Origin of the sequence: Bacteroides eggerthii, from assembly GCF_025146565.1 — a bacterium.
Taxonomy (GTDB): domain Bacteria; phylum Bacteroidota; class Bacteroidia; order Bacteroidales; family Bacteroidaceae; genus Bacteroides; species Bacteroides eggerthii.
In genome coordinates this window covers 2,393,941-2,411,873 of sequence record NZ_CP102258.1, presented here as the reverse complement: position 1 = coordinate 2,411,873, position 17,933 = coordinate 2,393,941, and the positions used below count along the sequence as shown (strand labels likewise).

General features: G+C 44.5%; 15 protein-coding genes. 2 read left to right on the top strand and 13 right to left on the bottom strand.

The features are described 5' to 3' along the window. Positions 1-6 precede the first annotated feature (6 nt). The gene (locus NQ546_RS09895; RefSeq protein WP_039953175.1) at positions 7-1,911 is read right to left on the bottom strand and encodes a polysaccharide biosynthesis protein; all 1,905 of its coding nucleotides are present in this window, start codon (positions 1,909-1,911) and stop codon (positions 7-9) included. A gap of 78 nt (positions 1,912-1,989) precedes the next feature. Continuing rightward, positions 1,990-3,315 carry a PhoH family protein gene (locus NQ546_RS09890; RefSeq protein WP_004289985.1) on the bottom strand — a complete coding sequence of 442 codons (1,326 nt, stop codon included), beginning with the start codon at positions 3,313-3,315 and terminating at the stop codon, positions 1,990-1,992. 152 nt (positions 3,316-3,467) lie between these two features. On the opposite strand from NQ546_RS09890, the gene NQ546_RS09885 reads away from it, so the two are divergent. Next, the gene (locus tag NQ546_RS09885) at positions 3,468-4,721 is read left to right on the top strand and encodes a bifunctional folylpolyglutamate synthase/dihydrofolate synthase (RefSeq protein ID WP_004289983.1); all 1,254 of its coding nucleotides are present in this window, start codon (positions 3,468-3,470) and stop codon (positions 4,719-4,721) included. Here the strand turns inward: NQ546_RS09885 and NQ546_RS09880 are convergent. From NQ546_RS09880 to dnaN, 7 genes are all read right to left on the bottom strand, one after another. Then, entirely contained in the window at positions 4,689-5,063 is a 375-nt protein-coding gene (locus NQ546_RS09880) for a RidA family protein (protein ID WP_004289982.1), read from the bottom strand. The two genes, NQ546_RS09885 and NQ546_RS09880, sit on opposite strands and share 33 nt — an antisense overlap. A gap of 247 nt (positions 5,064-5,310) precedes the next feature. Beyond that, entirely contained in the window at positions 5,311-7,014 is a 1,704-nt protein-coding gene (locus NQ546_RS09875; protein WP_004289981.1) for a tetratricopeptide repeat protein, read from the bottom strand. A gap of 2 nt (positions 7,015-7,016) precedes the next feature. Then, positions 7,017-7,757, bottom strand: a complete 741-nt coding sequence (rlmB, locus tag NQ546_RS09870; RefSeq protein ID WP_004289980.1) for a 23S rRNA (guanosine(2251)-2'-O)-methyltransferase RlmB — start codon at positions 7,755-7,757, stop codon at positions 7,017-7,019. A 93-nt stretch (positions 7,758-7,850) separates the two neighbouring features. Continuing rightward, entirely contained in the window at positions 7,851-9,512 is a 1,662-nt protein-coding gene (gene recN / locus NQ546_RS09865; RefSeq protein ID WP_004289979.1) for a DNA repair protein RecN, read from the bottom strand. A 16-nt stretch (positions 9,513-9,528) separates the two neighbouring features. After that, positions 9,529-10,749 carry a bifunctional phosphopantothenoylcysteine decarboxylase/phosphopantothenate--cysteine ligase CoaBC gene (coaBC, locus tag NQ546_RS09860; protein ID WP_004289978.1) on the bottom strand — a complete coding sequence of 407 codons (1,221 nt, stop codon included), beginning with the start codon at positions 10,747-10,749 and terminating at the stop codon, positions 9,529-9,531. A 57-nt stretch (positions 10,750-10,806) separates the two neighbouring features. Continuing rightward, on the bottom strand, positions 10,807-11,577 hold the full coding sequence (locus tag NQ546_RS09855) for a 3'-5' exonuclease (RefSeq protein WP_004289977.1): 771 nt from the start codon (positions 11,575-11,577) through the stop codon (positions 10,807-10,809). A 121-nt stretch (positions 11,578-11,698) separates the two neighbouring features. After that, positions 11,699-12,823 (bottom strand): DNA polymerase III subunit beta, encoded by a 1,125-nt coding sequence (gene dnaN, locus NQ546_RS09850; RefSeq protein WP_004289976.1) that lies wholly within the window; start codon positions 12,821-12,823, stop codon positions 11,699-11,701. Positions 12,824-12,987: 164 nt separating this feature from the next. On the opposite strand from dnaN, the gene NQ546_RS09845 reads away from it, so the two are divergent. Then, positions 12,988-13,359 carry a DUF3127 domain-containing protein gene (locus NQ546_RS09845; RefSeq protein ID WP_004289975.1) on the top strand — a complete coding sequence of 124 codons (372 nt, stop codon included), beginning with the start codon at positions 12,988-12,990 and terminating at the stop codon, positions 13,357-13,359. A gap of 112 nt (positions 13,360-13,471) precedes the next feature. On the opposite strand, the gene NQ546_RS09840 is transcribed toward NQ546_RS09845, so the two are convergent. From NQ546_RS09840 to NQ546_RS09825, 4 genes are all read right to left on the bottom strand, one after another. Continuing rightward, positions 13,472-15,127 carry a hypothetical protein gene (locus NQ546_RS09840; protein ID WP_004289974.1) on the bottom strand — a complete coding sequence of 552 codons (1,656 nt, stop codon included), beginning with the start codon at positions 15,125-15,127 and terminating at the stop codon, positions 13,472-13,474. Between the two features lie 72 nt (positions 15,128-15,199). Then, positions 15,200-15,964, bottom strand: coding sequence for an MBL fold metallo-hydrolase (locus NQ546_RS09835; RefSeq protein ID WP_004289973.1), 765 nt, complete (start codon positions 15,962-15,964; stop codon positions 15,200-15,202). 38 nt (positions 15,965-16,002) lie between these two features. Continuing rightward, a complete protein-coding gene (gene murB, locus NQ546_RS09830) occupies positions 16,003-16,998 on the bottom strand; it encodes a UDP-N-acetylmuramate dehydrogenase (RefSeq protein WP_004289972.1) in 996 nt (331 codons plus the stop codon). Positions 16,999-17,074: 76 nt separating this feature from the next. Beyond that, complete coding sequence (locus tag NQ546_RS09825; protein ID WP_004289971.1) at positions 17,075-17,923, bottom strand: DUF4348 domain-containing protein; 849 nt, start codon at positions 17,921-17,923, stop codon at positions 17,075-17,077. Positions 17,924-17,933 lie beyond the last annotated feature (10 nt).

Here is a 17,933-nt window from a genome sequence, read left to right as displayed (position 1 = left end):
TTATCTTCATTTCTTCTTATCCAACACTTCAAAACAAGAATTCTTGCTGACAAATTCGGGAACGATATCCTTCATGGCAGCTACGATTTTCATCTGATCATAAGTATAGCTGACATCAATCAACTTCTGGATACGCTCATTCACTTCATCATAGTCGTACTCGCGCACAGTAGCAATCATAATTTTTTCATGATAAGTGGGCTTAGTAAGTTCTTTGACATTCAGCAACTCCTCGTACAACTTCTCACCATGACGCAAACCCGTAAATTCTATCTTGACATCCGTACGCCCGGAAAGGCTGATCATTCGCTTGGCCAAGTCCACAATACGCACCGGCTTACCCATATCGAAAATATAGATCTCTCCCCCATTTCCCATGCTTCCGGCTTCAAGCACCAAACGACAGGCTTCGGGGATAGTCATAAAATAGCGTATAATTTCAGGATGCGTCACAGTCACAGGGCCTCCACGCTGTATCTGATCGCGGAAACGAGGAATCACCGAACCATTCGAACCCAGCACATTACCAAAACGCGTAGTGATGAACTGAGTGACATGTCCGCCCTCTGCCAGCAATTTCTTTGCCAGTGAGTGCACATATATCTCACAAATACGCTTGGAGCATCCCATCACATTAGTAGGATTCACTGCCTTATCCGTAGAAATCATCACAAACTTCTCCGCACCATACTTCACAGCCAAGTCGGCAACCGTTCTCGTACCGTAAACATTTACCTGAATAGACTCGGACACATTGTCCTCCATCATCGGCACATGCTTGTAAGCTGCCGCATGGAAAATGTACTGAGGCTTGTAACGTCTGAAGATTTCCTCCATACGCGTCACATTGGAAATATCGGCAATGATAGTCTCGGCATCAATATCCCTCCAACGGTCTTGCAACTCCAGACGGATATCATGCAAAGGAGTTTCAGCCTGGTCCACAAGAATCAGTTTATAAGGATTGAAAGAAGCCACCTGACGCATAATCTCACTACCGATAGACCCGGCAGCACCTGTAATCATCACTCGCTTGCCTTCCAAATGAGAAGCAACTTTGTGAATATCAATTTCGATAGGATTACGTTGCAGCAAATCCTCTATTTGAATTTCTTTCAGCTGGGTACGATCCAGAAATTGATTGTTCCACTCGCTCAATGGAGGAGCCGTCATCAGCTTTATGTTATGTGCCAACAGGCGGTCTGCCATATCAGAATGTTTGAGCGCTTCCATTTTTGCAGGAGAAATGATAATGGTATGCACATCCCGGTCATCCAGATTCTCAATCAACGTGTCATCATTAGGGAAAACCTTAACCCCCATCATCACCTTGTTGATCAGTTCCGGTTCATCGGCTATGAAACCGCGCAGGCGGTAATGATTACGAAGACTGACGCGCAATGCCTTTGCAATATTTACTCCGGCCTCTTTGGCTCCATAAATAAACACATTGGCACTGCGAGAACCATCAAAATTCAACGCTTCGAAGAAGATCTTCACAACAATGCGGGAACATGCCATCATGGCAAAACTGATGATATAGGACATGAACAGCACCGTTATGGGAGCCACATTTATGTTTGTGAAGCTTTTCACCACTATACTCGCTATCAGCAGCAATGCATACGACACAGTCAGTGCCACGAAGATGCGCATGATATCTACAAACGATGAAAAGCGAAGGACATTAGAGTATGTACGGAATGCCCTGAAAAATATCAGGTTTACGGCTACTGTACATACAATCGTTACGTCTATGGACGACGACTCCGAAAAAAGACTCCGAAAATCATATCGCAGTGCATAAGCCAGCAAACTGGATACAACAATAATAAGGACATCTATCAATAGAACAGTCCATATCGGTAATACCTTTGCTGAAAGGTACCGATGAAAAAAGTTTCGCTTCATCACGTTTGACAGTTTTTGTTTTAGGCACCGCAAAGATACACTATTTTTTATCAAAGCGAAGAAGAATTTGATAAAATATTACATCAGGTTACTTGCTAACTCACTCAACTGGCTACGCTCCCCTTTCACCAAATTGACATGAGCAAACAAATTCTGATCCCTCATGCGATCTATCATGTAGACAAGCCCGTTGGACTGGCTATCCAGATAAGGTTGGTCAATTTGCTGAATATCACCCGTAAACACCATCTTGGTTCCCTCTCCGGCACGCGTTATAATGGTTTTGATTTCGTGAGGAGTAAGGTTTTGCGCCTCGTCAATGATACAATAAGTCTCGCTCAGGCTACGTCCGCGAATAAATGCCAAAGCCTCAATAACAAGCTGGTCACTTTTCTGCATATCTTCCAGACGTTTCACCTCGCTCGAATTGGAAGCGAACTGATGCTTGATTACGTTCAAATTATCAAACAAAGGTTGCATGTAAGGAGCCACCTTTTCATTGGCATCACCCGGCAGAAAACCGAGATCCTTATTGGACAATGCAACGATAGGACGTGCCAACAAAATTTGTTTATAATCCGTCAGTTTGCCTAAGGCTGCAGCCAATGCCAACAGGGTCTTACCCGTCCCCGCCTTGCCGGTAAGAGCTACCAACTTGATATTCGGATCATTCAGCACTTCAAAAGCAAAACTCTGTTCGGCATTGCGCGGTTCAATACCATAATTCTTCGTCTTGTTTACGCGACAAACGGAATGGGTAAAAGGATTGTAACGGGCAAGTACGCTGCTACGATCGCTCTTCAATACAAAACATTCATTAGGATGAATAATATCTTTAAAATCGAATTCGCTAATATCCAATCCTTCTTTAGAGGAATAGATACGATCGATCAAAGTGGGGTCGACACCTTCGAACACCTCGTTCGATTTTTCAAATATATCTACATTTATTACCTTATCATTGATATAATCCTCACACAGCAACCCGATAGAACGTGCTTTCATGCGAAGATTGACGTCTTTGGTGACAAGAATGGATTTCATTTTCGGTTTCTTCTCCGTCAGCCAGTCAACGACGGACAGTATCTGATGATCGGGAATCCGTTCCGGGAAAGAGTTGTGCACACGCGATGAATCTATCGAACCGGCAACCACAAACAAACGTCCTAAACCTTCACCCAACGGAGCACCTTTAGTAAAGAGGTTGTCATCGGTGATCATGTCAAGTTCCCGAACAAACTCACGAGCATTGAAATTTATCTGTTCGTTTCCTTTCTTGAATTTATCAAGTTCCTCAAGTACTACAATGGGAAGATAAATGTCATTCTCTTGAAAGTTCTTCAAACAATTATAGTCGTGAAGGATAACATTGGTATCAATCACAAAATTTTTTTTAGCTCCCATACTCTTCAGATTTAAATGGTTTATAACTTCACCGGCAATATTAAAATAAAACAAGCATGCACACTTAAGCAAAATTGCCTTATCTTTGCCGTTTCTAAAGATAACACTTTAATGAAGAGAAAGGATTACTTTCCCGTTAATTTTTATGAAAGATGAACTATCAGAACACTTTAACTTACTTATATAACAGTGTGCCCATGTTCCAACACGTAGGCGGCGCGGCATACAAAGAGGGATTAGAAAACACGCAGGTACTGGACAAGCACTTCGGACATCCCCACCATTCATTCCGCACAATTCATGTGGCGGGCACTAACGGCAAAGGCTCTTGTTCGCATACGCTGGCCGCCATACTGCAAGAAGCCGGATATCGTGTGGGGCTTTATACTTCTCCTCATTTGGTAGATTTCCGCGAGCGCATCCGCATAAACGGACAGCCTATACCGGAAAAATATGTAGTGGATTTTGTAGAAAAAGAACGGGATTTCTTTGAACCGCTGCATCCTTCGTTCTTCGAACTGACTACCGCCATGGCATTTCGTTATTTTGCCGATGAAAAAGTGGATGTAGCCGTCATAGAAGTGGGATTGGGCGGCCGTTTGGACTGTACAAACATCATTCATCCGGATTTGTGCATCATTACTAATATCAGTTTTGACCACGTCCAGTTTTTGGGAGATACACTGGCGAAAATAGCAGGAGAAAAGGCCGGCATCATCAAAGCCGGTATTCCTGTTGTCATCGGAGAAACCACGCCCGAAACCAAACCGGTCTTCCTGCAAAAAGCGGCAGAAGAGAAAGCTCCGATCATTTTCGCAGAAGATACGATGAAAAATGATTATCCTAAGATGAAAACAGAGTTGCAAGGACTCTACCAGATAAAGAACACGCGCACTATCCTCGCCGCCTTGCCGCTGTTGAAAGAAGCCGGTTACCGGATAGACGAGCAAAGCATACGCAGCGGTTTTGCCCATGTCTGCGAACTGACAGGACTAATGGGACGATGGCAGAAACTGCAGGATGCCCCCACCCTGATATGCGACACCGGACACAACGTAGGCGGCATCACATACATTGTAGAGCAACTGAAACAACAGACTTATCGCCAACTTCATATTATAATAGGTATGGTGAACGACAAGGACATCAGCGGTGTGCTCTCCTTGCTTCCCAAAGATGCCACCTATTATTTCACCAAAGCCAGCGTGAAACGCGCCCTCCCAGCAGAAGAGCTATGCAAACTCGCCGCACAAAACGGACTGCAAGGAAGTTGCTATCCGGATGTTCCTGCCGCTGTGACTGCCGCACAAGAAAAAAGCCACCCGGAAGATTTCATCTTCGTAGGTGGCAGCAGCTTTATTGTAGCGGACTTATTAGCGAACCGCAATACACTCAATCTCCACTAAGGCATCTTTCGGTAGTGCCTTTACGGCAACTGCCGAACGTGCCGGAAAGGCTCCGTCAAAATAAGTGGCATACACCTTGTTCATATCGGCAAACAAGGACATATCCGCTAAAAAGACGGTAGTCTTCACGATATTCGCCATGCTCAATCCTGCTTCTTCCAGGATGTGCTTTACATTCTCCAACGATTGGCGGGCCTGTGCCTCTGCTCCCTCCGCCATTACTCCGGTAGCTGCATCAATAGGTAGCTGACCTGAGACAAAAACCATTCCATTCGCTTCAATCGCTTGGCTGTAAGGGCCTATTGCGCCCGGAGCCTTTTGGCTACAAATCACTTTCTTCATAATCTTCTACTTTTTTTTTATCTATTCATTATCAAGTATATCACATTCTTTTATAACATTCTCAAAAAAAAATCAGCAAAGTCATGCAGTATTTCCAAGAACGGTGCATTTATTAGATGAATACACAAAAGAAATTTACACATATAACCTGTTAATACCTAGACTTAACTTTTATTTTAGTATGGGGAAGTTTCCCAAACAAAGGCTCTGCTTGCGAAAGCAGGGCCTTTATATTATTATCTATATGCTATTTACAGTGTTTCTCAATCAGCTCATCCACATTCGGATCACCCAAATCCTTTGCCTTGGCAAAGCTCTGGCACGCTTCCTGTTTCTTCTTCATCTGTAACTGTGCAATTCCCATAAGACGATAGGCCTCGGCATATTTAGGATCGATTGCCAAAGCATCCTGCAATATTTTCAAGGCTTCTTCATTGCGTCCAACACGAATATTGACAACAGCAAGTTCAGCACGATAAGTCAAATCTTTCGGGTTCAACTCAATGGCTTTCTCCAAATCATTCAGTGCACGCTGGAATTGCTTGGCTTTCAAAGCAGCCTGTTCACGATAATAATAGAACACATCATTTACCTTACCGTTCACCGTTTTATAATATGCATCATAGTCGAGCATCGCGGCACGCGCCTGATTTGCATTCATACGTGCCTGAGCACGTTCCAACAGATAAGGAGCAGCTTCTTCCGTATACGGCTCATTGAAATGTGTCATACAACTATCCATGAGTGCCAAAACTTCCTCGGCAGGTGCTTTCATCAGCTCTTTAGTCTTGGCTGCGCTAAAGAAAGTCGCTGCCGATGCCAAATCAGATTGGTTGACCTTTTCGTAACAGGCCAGCGCTGCCGGATAATCTTGCTTTGCAAACAAAATGTCACCCTCTACCTGCACATACACCGGGAGTTCTTGAAGAGCAATCGCTTTTCTGATTTCATCTGCTGCCCTGTCGTAAGACCAGTCCTTATAAGGCTTCTCCGGATTGCTCAGCATGTAGTTATATATCAATTTGGCACGATTGTAATACACATCGTCTTTCTTCTGGGCCACACCCAGCGCCTTATCCATATCGGCCTCTACTTTTTCCATCGAAGCATCGTCTTTGGACCGGTACATCTGATTAGTGGCACGCCTCATATAGCCGTCTGCGCTATTGGGATATTCGGCAATAAAATCATCCAACAGCTGGGCATACTCATCCTGACTAACTTGCGAGGAAACCATGAAAAGGAACACCAACGCTTCTTCTTCCGTATCAGGTAATGCTTTTTTGATGCCGATATTCTTTAAGGTCATATCTCCGAAAGAGAATGCCGATACGCTTTGAGCCATTGCAAAGTTGGCATCAACCGCATAACAAATCGTAGCGGTATCAGCGCCGGATGATTTCTGTGCAAGAGCAAAAACTTCTCCTTCTTCGGTCATAACAGGACAGCTCACCATCTTATCTTTCAGACTCAAGTTGAGCGTATAGTAATAATATTTCTCAGAAAACTTATCCGCAGCCTTCACCTGACCGGCTGTATAGGAACGGTCTTTCTGGGTTGAATAAGGCAAGATATATACATTAGCACCCACTGCCGGAGATACGGCTGCCAAATTTAGCGCAGGCACTTTCTTGGCTGATATGTCTACGCGAAACTTAATGACATCGTACATATCATTTGCACCCAGAATAGAGACTACCGGCATCTGTACGCCCGCCGAATTCACCACTACCGCCCGCTGTGCTCCCTTAAACAAGGAATAATCGGACAAGGCAATGCCATCTTCCGTTACGAAGAATCCGTTACCGGTATTCAAAATCTTGTCATTCTCTCCATAAGTAACCACCGAGAATACGGCACGCTTAGCTTTCTCCACCCATTTGGGGGCTTGTGCTACACTCCACTGCGCTAAAAGGCACAGAGTGAAAAGCAGGAAAATCTTCTTTTTCATATTTAGTTGGTTCTTTGTTTCACAGCTTCATAAATCAAGATTCCGGCCGCAACAGATACATTCAGGGACTCGATCGTTCCCAACATCGGAATCTTTACCCATTCATCGCATAGCGCAAGATTATCATAGGAAACTCCTTTGTCTTCGGCTCCCATAATGATGCACATAGGACCTGTATAATCGGCTTTCGTATAGTCATAATCACCTTTCTCCGTAGCCGCCACAATGTGGAATCCACTATTCTTAAGGTACTGCAAGGTATCTTTCAGATTCTGTTCCCGGCATACGGGTAAGGTGTGCAATGCGCCAGCCGAGGTTTTCACTGCGTCAGCATTTACCGTCACACTGTTCTTGGCAGGAATAATAACGGCATCGACTGCCGCACACTCACAAGTACGGGCTATCGCTCCAAAATTACGTACATCCGTTATGCCATCCAGCATAACAAACAAAGGATTCTTGCCTTCTTCAAAAAGAAACGGCACTAAATCTTCCGTTTTCTGGTAGGTTACGGCAGAAACAAATGCTATCACACCTTGATGATTTTTACGCGTAAAGCGGTTGATACGCTCTACCGGCACACGCTGCACAGGAATCAAAGTTCCTTTTAAAGCGGCAAAGAGTTCTTTGGACAAATCACTTTGAATATCCTTTTTGACCAATATTTTGTCGATGTCCTTACCTGCTTGAATAGCTTCTATAACGGCACGAACGCCGAAAATCATTTCACTTTTATCTATCATTGTATCTTATTGTTTTTTGTTCTACTTTAGCCTGCTAAAGTCCTATACTACGGTCATAAACTTCTACTTTACAACCGCAGAGTACTACATTCTTCAGGCGATGCCTAACAGTGCCTTTGCATTGTTCAGCGCGGCATCAGTCAAGGTGGCACCACTCAGCATATGAGCAATTTCCTCTATCCGTTCTTCGTCAGCCAAACGACGAATATGACTGTTGGTTTCCGTCTCATTATCCTGCTTGTACACCTTATAATGAGCACGTCCGCGAGCTGCAATCTGCGGCAAGTGAGTGATGCTGATAACCTGACGGTCGCTATCCCCCATTTCCTGCATAATGTCCGCCATACGATCGGCTATCTCGCCAGAGACTCCGGTATCTATTTCATCGAATACAATAGTGGGCAATTTCACAGCTCCTGCTATCATTGCTTTGACGGACAGCATGACGCGGGCTATCTCCCCCCCCGAAGCCACCGAAGATATACTCTGCAAAGCTCCGTTCTTATTGGCAGAGAAAAGGAAGTTCACCGTATCCGCACCATGTACCCCCGGCTCCTTACGTGCTCCTATTTCCACCCGGAAGCGAACATTAGGCATACCCAAAGGTATCAGACGGGCGGCCATTTGTTTTTCAACCTCACGAGCAGCAGCAGTACGCAATTTAGTAAGTACGGCAGCCTGTTTCTTCACCTTACTATATAATGCTTCGCTACGAACCTTCAGTTCTTCAATCTGCTCGTCCGATGAAGTGATATTGGCAAGCTTAGCCGCATAATCATCTGCCAAAGCCAAAAGCTCATCTACCGTAGTGACGCGATGTTTTTGCTGAAGTGTATAAATCAGATTCAAGCGGTCATTCACCTCTTCCAAACGGACAGGATTAAATTCTATTTCTTCCTCCTTTCCAGAAACCTCCTGAGAGATATCTTTCAACTCAATATAGCTGCTTTCCAGTCGCTCGGCAAGCTCTCCGGCAGAAGGATATACTTTCTGTAACCCCAACATCGTGTTCAGACATTCTTTCAGAGCAGAAAGCAAACCGCCTTCATCGGAGTTCATCACCTGTCCGGCACGAAACAACCCGGCTTTTATTTCTTCTGCATGACTCAGTGTATCCGCCTCCTGTTCCAGTTCTTCCTGTTCTCCGGCAGCCAACTGTGCATCTTCCAACTGCTCCAGTTGAAAACGGATATAATCTTCATCAGCCTTATTTTGTTCGGCAAGGACGATAAGATCTTCCAAATCCTGCTGCACCTGTTTCCATTCCCGGTGCAAAGACTGATAGTTGTTCAGTTCTTCTTCATCATGCGCCAGTATGTCCAACACATTCAGCTGAAACCCTTCTTTGTTCAACAATAAATTTTGATGTTGCGAGTGCACGTCAATCAACTGTTCGCCCAATTCTTTCATCTGCACCAGCGAAGCGGGCGTATCATTAATAAATGCACGACTTTTACCCGAAGCGTAAACTTCACGACGAAGGATACATTCATCCTCATATTCCAGTTCATTTTCTTCAAAGAAAGGCCGCATGCCATAACCGGCAATTTCAAAACGGGCTTCAATCACACATTTTGCAGCCCCTTGCCTGATAGACTTCACATCGGCACGCTGTCCCAACAGCAGACCGATAGCTCCCAGAATAATGGACTTTCCGGCCCCCGTTTCACCAGTAATTACCGAGAAACCGCTACCAAAATCTATATCGAGTTTCTCGATAAGCGCATAATTCTGTATGTATAGAGAACGCAACATTTTATTAAATTAAGAATTAAGAGTTCATCACTTCCACCAAATGGTCGATGATATCCGCAGCCACTTCCGCTTTGGACTTTAACGGATAATCCTTTTTACCACTCCGGTCTATGATACTGATTTTATTGGTATCGCAGCGAAATCCGGCACCTTTGTCATTCAACGAGTTGAGCACAATAAAGTCCAGATTCTTACGCTTCAGCTTATCTTCGGCATTATATTGTTCATTGTTGGTTTCAAGGGCAAACCCTACCAATATCTTACCGGGATACCTCTCTTTCATCTCTCCCAAGCAGGCAGCAATATCCTGCGTAGGTTTCAGGTTCAAAGACATGTCTCCGGTCTTTTCCCGCTTTATCTTTTTATCGGCAACCTGTTCCGGCGTGTAATCGGCAACAGCAGCAGCCATAATGGCAACATCAACATTGTAAAACAAGGATGTGGCCGCATCGAACATCTGTCCAGCAGACTCCACACAAAGATGCTGATGCATGGGATAATGAGTGTGTAGTTGCACAGGGCCGGAAACCAAAATAACTTCCGCCCCTCTCGCCGCACATTCATCGGCAAGCGCAAAGCCCATTTTGCCCGATGAGTAATTACCGATGAAACGCACCGGATCAATTTTCTCATATGTCGGTCCTGTAGTTATCATAATCCTTTTCCCTACCAGTTCACCCTCTTTCGCTGCAAAAAATTCCTCCAAATGACGGATTATTACTTCCGGTTCCTCCATTCTCCCTTTGCCAACCAAATGACTCGCCAACTCACCTGTTCCCGGCTCTATAATATGATTGCCATATGAACGGAGCGTCTCCAAATTCTTTTGGGTGGACGGATGAGCATACATATCCAAATCCATTGCCGGGGCAACAAAGACGGGAGCTTTAGCAGACAGATAGGTAGTTATCAGCATATTGTCGGCAATACCATTTGCCATTTTGCCGATGGTGGAAGCCGTAGCCGGAGCTATCAGCATGGCATCCGCCCACAAGCCCAAATCCACATGGCTATTCCACGTACCGTCACGCTGTGCAAAAAACTCGCTAATGACAGGCTTGCTCGTCAATGCCGACAAGGTAATAGGAGTTATAAATTCTTTTCCCGCAGGAGTTATAACGACTTGCACTTCTGCTCCTCGTTTTATAAGTCCACGAATGATGTAGCAGGCTTTATAGGCAGCAATGCTTCCTGTAATACCCAGCACTATTTTCTTTCCTTTCAGTGGATTTGCCATGAAATCTAATTACTAAGTTTTTAATTATAAGTGCAACATTTCTTGCCAGCGTACCCGTTACTTCTGAGTAAATTCACGCAAACGGATTTTAGTCAGCATAGCTTTGGTATTCAGTGTAAAATCACTGTTCAGTATCCAACTGTAATACCCCGGATCACGTCTCAACACATCAGCCACCGACATACCCTTATATTTGCCAAAGTTAAATACTTCCACCCCTTTATCATCGTAAACCATACGTCCTGCAAAGTCTACATTCTTGTTGAAACTGGAATAATCCGACAAGAAAGCCACATCATTTTGCAATTCAGGATAACGATCCAATTGTGACATCAGCACCTCATAGGTTGCACGTGTATCGGCCTCTGCCGTATGGGCATCTTCCAGATTCTTACCGCAATAGAATTTATAAGCAGCAGACAAGGTGCGTTGCTCCATTTTATGGAAGATAACCTGCACATCCACAAACTTACGGCGGCTCATGTCAATGTCCACATCTGCACGCAAGAATTCCTCCGCCAATACCGGAATATCGAAACGGTTGGAATTGAAACCCGCAAGGTCACAGCCTTCAATATCATTGGCAATACTGCGTGCCACTTCCTTAAAGGTCGGACAATCCGCCACATCTTCATCATAAATGCCATGAACGGCAGAAGCTTCTGCCGGAATATGCATTTCGGGATTGATGCGCATGGTCTTGGATTCCTCATTCCCGTTGGGATATACCTTGAGATAACAGATTTCGACTATTCGGTCGGAGTTGATATTTGTTCCCGTAGTCTCCAAATCAAAAAAGACAATCGGATTTTTCAGATTTAACTTCATTGCTCTATTTTTATTGTTGATACGAAGACGAGTTGACCATTAACTGAAAGAGAGTTCATGCAATGTCCTCTCCCTGCCTTGTTAACCGGTCAACCCGTCTTCGTATCAACAGTATTTATTATTAATCATTCAGCATCATAGGCATCAACAACATCAGCAGATCTTCGTTTTCTTCCTGTTCTACCGGGACAATGACACCGGCGCGTGACGGGTCAGCCAGTTCGATAACTACTTCATCCGCAGATATATTATTCAGAATATCAATCAGGAAAGTAGACTTAAAACCAATACTCATCGGATTACCGGCGTACTGGCATGTCTGTGTTTCCTCTGCTGAAGTGGAGAAATCAATGTCCTGTGCAGAAATCACAATCTGGTTCTCCTGCATACGAAGTTTGATGAGGCTACTTGCCTGTGAGGAAAAAATAGACACACGACGCAGTGCACCAATCAACTGCTGACGGTCTACCGTCACTTTATAGGGATTGTTCTGCGGAATTACCGAATTATAGTTCGGATAGCGTCCTTCAATCAAACGACACACCATACGGTAGTTCTCCAATGTCACAACGGCGTTACGTTCATCAAATTCGATAGTTACCATGCCCTGCTCTTTCGGCAACAAGTTCTTCATCAAGTTGGCAGGTTTCTTGGGCAGAATGAAAGCTGCACGTTCGTTGCCCTTAGCCGCCAGCGTCTTACAACGCACCAGCTTATGGCCGTCAGAAGCTACCATTGTGATATCTTCAGTCGTAATATCGAAATAAATACCGTTCATAACAGGACGCAGTTCATCATCAGCAGTAGCAAACACCGCGCGGTTGATGCCGCCCAGTAGCACCTGTGCATCCATTTCCACACGAACAGCGTTGTCGCCCAACATAGCCGACTGCGGGAATTCATCCGCATTCTGTCCCATCAGGCTATATTTACCGTTCTGATACTGTACCGTAATCTCCAAAGAGTCTGTGTTGATGTCAAACGTCAACGGCTGTTCGGGAATCTCCTTTAAAGCATCCAACAAAGTCTTGGCAGTCACAGCAAAACGTCCGTCAGTATCACTTTCGTTCACTTCGACCGTAGTAACCATGGTTGTTTCGCTATCAGAAACAGTTACAGACAGTGTTCCGTCTTGTAGTTCAAAGAGGAAACAATCCAAAATAGGCAGCGCATTCTTCGAATTAATCACGCGGCTGATAGCCTGCAAATGGCTGGAGAGCGCAGTACTCGAAACGATAAATTTCATATATTCTGTGTATTTAAGTTTTAATTTCAGCTAACTTGTTAACTAACGGACAAAGTTAAAAAAAGAATTCCCTACGACAAAGAAATAGTAAGAAAAAACAGCCGTTTATTCGTTTCATATCCCTAAAAAATTGTAACTTCGCCGCATCATTTAAAAAGAGAACAATGGAATTTACAGGAAAAATCATCGCTATACTCCAGCCCAGAGGCGGAGTTTCCAAAGCATCAGGTAATGAGTGGAAAGCACAGGAATACGTCATCGAAGATCATGGACAATATCCGCGTAAAATGTGTTTCGACGTATTCGGGGCAGATAAAATAGAGCAATTCAACATCCAAATGGGTGAAGAATTGACAGTTTCTTTTGATATAGATGCACGCCAATGGCAAGACCGTTGGTTCAATAGTATTCGTGCATGGAAAGTAGAACGTGTCAGCGCCGCTGCTCCTGCAACGGGTGCACCGGTTCCACCGCCCGCACCTTCCGCAGCCCCGGAATTCCTGTCCGGAGATGCGAAAGATGACTTGCCTTTCTAAGGTGGAAGCAGGGAATTAAGAAATAAAAAAGAACCATGCATATATCTAATGGTATATGCATGGTTCTTTTTTATTAGATAAATTACTATTCTTACTGCTTAACTTTTCATTTTCAATTATCAACTTCTTCCATTTTATCCCCTTTATACAGCAAGACCAAATTCGGATATACCATTCCCTCAGCACAGGTAAACTGTATGCCGATCATAAAGTGACGGAAGAATTCGGACTGACGAAAGAAAAAGTTCGGTATCAGCCGCACATAATTTTCCGGCTGATGCATCATCTCTTCCATATCCACCATCATGGCGAAATTATAATACGGAGAAAGGCTGCCTGCACCTTCTTCATACGCCGAAGTACCATCCAGTACATCCTCATTCTCCATTGCATCTATATAAGCCGAAAGACTTTGTGCATCAGGTGCCAGCAACAATGCCCCCTTATAAAAACAGGCATACGTGTGAAGTGCAGATTCCGTAATACCGGTCAATTGCGTCAACACAGTGTTTCGCGGCAACATATATTGGCGATATTTCCGCGCACGTGGATATTGCTTATAATTAGGAGAGGTTTGCGGAACCGGCGGAGCATCCTTTTCTTTCGGAGTGGCATAGAGCATGTTTTGCAAATAACGCTCTGCCTGCACTTCATCCTTTACAGCAATGCTCATTATGGCACAAGGATGTCTGTCAGCAGAATCTTTGGACTGAAACAGACAGGATATAACATTCTCTCCCGCATATTCTTTCATAAAATCCACCCATTCTTCATCCCGCTTCTTGATATAGTCCGAATAAGTAGCTTTAGCATACTCCTGTCGAGAAGTAAAATCGAATATGGATTCCAAGTCCGAAATGGCCCACTGGTTGTAGAAGAAAGTTGAAGACGGGAGACGTTCTCCTCCAAATCCCATTATCGGCTTTTGTTTACGCAAAGCATTGATAAAAGTCCGGGTAGTATCCACTCCATGACTGATACCGGAACAATAAATAGCCTCCTCACTGAATTTCATATCAAACTCCGCCCAGCTCCCCAAGCGCGTCTGAGAACGAATACCATCCGTATCCTTGCCCATATCCACTTCTTTCATACGTACATATACCGTTGCCGCTACATTATTACGTTTGCCGGCATACATGGTGCGGAAAGAAAGCATATCCATTAGTGATTGTTTGGAACGGCGTGCATCAATCACCTGCTCAATCAAACGCTTCTGAAAACTGACTGCCAGGAAATCCGATGTGAAATAAGCTGCAAGAAAACGTCCGTCCGTCATGGGATAGATACGTATTTCCTCACCATTATAGTCAAAATACTTGGAAGGGAAAGTACTGGAGCAGTACTTGCGCACAAAAGTTTCCACCAATTCATAATCCCCCGTTCCTAAACTACAATACAGCACTTGGTTCAGCGGAGTGTCCGGCTCGTGAAAACTAATAAGCATCTTATTCATCTGCTTGCTCAACCCATGTGGCGTATCGCCAACCAGCGCATTGAGATACTTCTTCAAATAGACAAAAAGATCCGAAACATAGAGGAAATGGTCGTCTTTGCTACAATACAGTCCGTTGATATCTTCCATCAAATCGGCCATACGATCCGTCTCAAGTATAGCGGTAGCATCCTGCGGCACTAATGTGAAAAGATTAAAGTCCTGTTGATTTTCCACTGCGTTCATACGCAGGAAAGAATATGCACCGAACCCCGTACATAGCAACACTATGGACACAATAACGGCTATTCGTATCAGAACTCGGAGCTTCATGGCATATATACATCAACTGTTGGCAAAAATAGGTATTTCTACTAATAAAACAAAACAAATGTTTCAATAAGTTTAGAAATTTATTTCCATACCGTCATAAGCAAAATGTACATGGGGCGGCAATTGGCTATTGATTTCGGCATGCAACCCAACATGATGGCTCATGTGGATGAAATAAGTTTCTTTTGCGCCAATACGCTCCGCAGCTGCCAGCGCCTCCGATATGCTTTGGTGCGTTGGATGCGGTTGCGGCCGCAAAGCGTTCATTACCAAAACGTCCAACCCTTGTAATTGTTCATACGAAGCGTCCGGCATCGTAAGCATATCCGTTACATATCCCAAGCGCCCACCGATACGATAACCAAGAATAGGCAAACGTCCATGCATCACAGCAACAGGCAATACTTCCGTTTGCCGGATAAAGAATGGCTTGCCGGCCTCCACTTCCTGCAAATAAATGCGCGGTACTCCCGGATACTTCTTATCCACAAAGCAATAAGGCATCCGTACCCGCAGATGAGCAGCAGTATAAGCATCCGAATAGATAGGTATCTCAGAAAAACGGCAAAACGGACGCAAATCATCCAGCCCGCCCGTATGGTCATAATGTTCGTGAGTGATCAACACACCATCTATCTGTTCATAAATAGACGTACGCAATATTTGTGCTCTGAAATCGGGGCTGCAATCTATCAGTATCGTCGCATCATCCGCATGCAGCAGAGACGATGCCCGCAAGCGGTTGTCCCGCGGATCGGCAGACGTGCAAACAGGGCACGTACAACCAATCTCCGGCACCCCGGTAGATGTTCCACTTCCTAATATAGTCAATTTCATAATAACAACGATATGGTTAGCGATTAATCACTAAATCACTATATAAAGTTCACTTCCGGCCTTATTTCCACTCCAAACTTCTCCTGAACCGAAGCCCTGACGGCGTCCGACAATGCAATCACGTCTCTTCCGGTTGCACCACCCAGATTCACAAGCACCAAAGCCTGCTTGTCGTGTACAGCGGCAGACCCTAAAGCTTTCCCTTTCCAGCCGCATTGATCTATCATCCACCCGGCAGGAATCTTAACCCGATCGGCATCCACCTCATAGTGAGGCATAGAGGGATAGCGACGTAACAATAATTCAAACTGCGCACGCGGCACAATAGGATTCATGAAAAAACTTCCGGCATTGCCCAGCATCTTTGGGTCGGGCAACTTACTTTCGCGGATATTTATAATCACATGCCGCAACGTAATCAAGTCTACCGCCGGATAGTTGGCGAGTTCCTGGCGGATCGTACCGTAATCCAGTGTATATCGCTCTTTCTTACTTAATGCAAAATTCACATAAGTTACAAAAACAGACTTCATTTCGGGCTTTTTGAAAAGGCTTTTCCGATAGGCGTATTCACATTCATTATTCTGATAGACACGCTTCTCACCACGAATATTTATTGTTTCCACAGATGAAATGAGATCCTTCACTTCTACTCCGTAAGCACCGATATTCTGTACGGCACTTGCCCCCACTTCACCGGGTATCAGCGACAGATTCTCTGCTCCGTACCATCCCCGCTCTACACAGCAAGCCACAAAGTCGTCCCATATCACACCCGCACCCACGCGCACAGACACCCGTTCGTCATCTTCTGCCGTCACTTCCACCCCTCCAATACGTGAATGCAGTACAGTGCCCTCATAATCTTTCTCAAATAGCAAGTTACTGCCACATCCTATATGCAAAAAAGGAGAAACGATGCACCCGCAGGCGATCAAGTTCTCCAATTCCTCTACAGAGTCATAGTCTGCATATGAAGCAGCTTTCACATCAAATCCAAACGTATTGGGTATTTTCTTATTTTTATAAATCATATTTCTTCATCACAGATTACACCAATTTACCCTGAATCCTACCCACACTCTATTTCCCTGCCGTTCCAGCACTTTTTCAAATACTCGTATCCTCGTATTTATACATTTCCCACTCCCCTCCACGTCTCCGGAAATAGAAAACATTGGAATACCCGTTGCCAATGCCGTTCACTTTAAGGATCTTCGTCCTCGAAGTATCCTCATTCTTCTGCCCATAATTAATATTGGACAACCTGTCTGTTGGCAATGAAGGGCGAAAAGCGTACCACTGATTTACATCAAGGGTCGTTTCCAATATTGAAAATTCATCGTCAGGGTCAATGGTGACAAACTGCAGCGGAGTGGTGATATGTTTGCTCTGATATACGCTGTCCGTCACGAAACGGGTATAGAAATCCACAAAGTTCTCACCTTCCCCTTTCTCTATATGGCGCAGATTAATGGCTTCAAGCATCCACATGCCTTCCTTACGTTCAAAGTAGTACTTCTTCACCATACGCGTTTTCAGATAAATCCACTCCACTTGTACGGATTTCAGTGTTGTGTCTCCCACCATATCCATGTCGTTCTCATTATCAAAAAGCAGCGTATAGTAATTTTGTTTGGTGAACAGGTAGTCATGTTTCCAGAAACGCTCTTCTATTTTTATAGGAGTATCCCTATTGTAATAAGGCAAAGGAAATACCGTCCTCTTCCGTTGCAAAGCATCGTCCGAAGCATAGTTGAAGATAAAATCATCAAACAGTTCGTCCGCTTCCAACGGTTGGGGCTCTTCCTGCACTTCCACCTGTTGCAGCGTATCGGCCTTATGGCTTGCCGAATCCACCATTTCGGTAATGGTAGTAAAGGGATCCATTTTCGGCTTCTTGTTTCCACATGAAACCAAAAAGACCAGTACAATAAATCCCGCTAATAAATGTTTCATTCCTTACCGA

Coding starts and splice junctions, on each gene's coding strand:
- NQ546_RS09880 (WP_004289982.1), bottom strand. CDS start 5,063: ATGAAGAAAGTGATTTGTAGCCAAAAGGCTCCGGGCGCAATAGGCCCT.
- dnaN (WP_004289976.1), bottom strand. CDS start 12,823: ATGAAATTTATCGTTTCGAGTACTGCGCTCTCCAGCCATTTGCAGGCT.
- coaBC (WP_004289978.1), bottom strand. CDS start 10,749: ATGGCAAATCCACTGAAAGGAAAGAAAATAGTGCTGGGTATTACAGGA.
- NQ546_RS09845 (WP_004289975.1), top strand. CDS start 12,988: ATGGAATTTACAGGAAAAATCATCGCTATACTCCAGCCCAGAGGCGGA.
- NQ546_RS09885 (WP_004289983.1), top strand. CDS start 3,468: ATGAACTATCAGAACACTTTAACTTACTTATATAACAGTGTGCCCATG.
- NQ546_RS09835 (WP_004289973.1), bottom strand. CDS start 15,964: ATGAAATTGACTATATTAGGAAGTGGAACATCTACCGGGGTGCCGGAG.
- NQ546_RS09855 (WP_004289977.1), bottom strand. CDS start 11,577: ATGAAGTTAAATCTGAAAAATCCGATTGTCTTTTTTGATTTGGAGACT.
- murB (WP_004289972.1), bottom strand. CDS start 16,998: ATGATTTATAAAAATAAGAAAATACCCAATACGTTTGGATTTGATGTG.
- NQ546_RS09875 (WP_004289981.1), bottom strand. CDS start 7,014: ATGAAAAAGAAGATTTTCCTGCTTTTCACTCTGTGCCTTTTAGCGCAG.
- rlmB (WP_004289980.1), bottom strand. CDS start 7,757: ATGATAGATAAAAGTGAAATGATTTTCGGCGTTCGTGCCGTTATAGAA.
- recN (WP_004289979.1), bottom strand. CDS start 9,512: ATGTTGCGTTCTCTATACATACAGAATTATGCGCTTATCGAGAAACTC.
- NQ546_RS09895 (WP_039953175.1), bottom strand. CDS start 1,911: ATGAAGCGAAACTTTTTTCATCGGTACCTTTCAGCAAAGGTATTACCG.
- NQ546_RS09890 (WP_004289985.1), bottom strand. CDS start 3,315: ATGGGAGCTAAAAAAAATTTTGTGATTGATACCAATGTTATCCTTCAC.
- NQ546_RS09840 (WP_004289974.1), bottom strand. CDS start 15,127: ATGAAGCTCCGAGTTCTGATACGAATAGCCGTTATTGTGTCCATAGTG.
- NQ546_RS09825 (WP_004289971.1), bottom strand. CDS start 17,923: ATGAAACATTTATTAGCGGGATTTATTGTACTGGTCTTTTTGGTTTCA.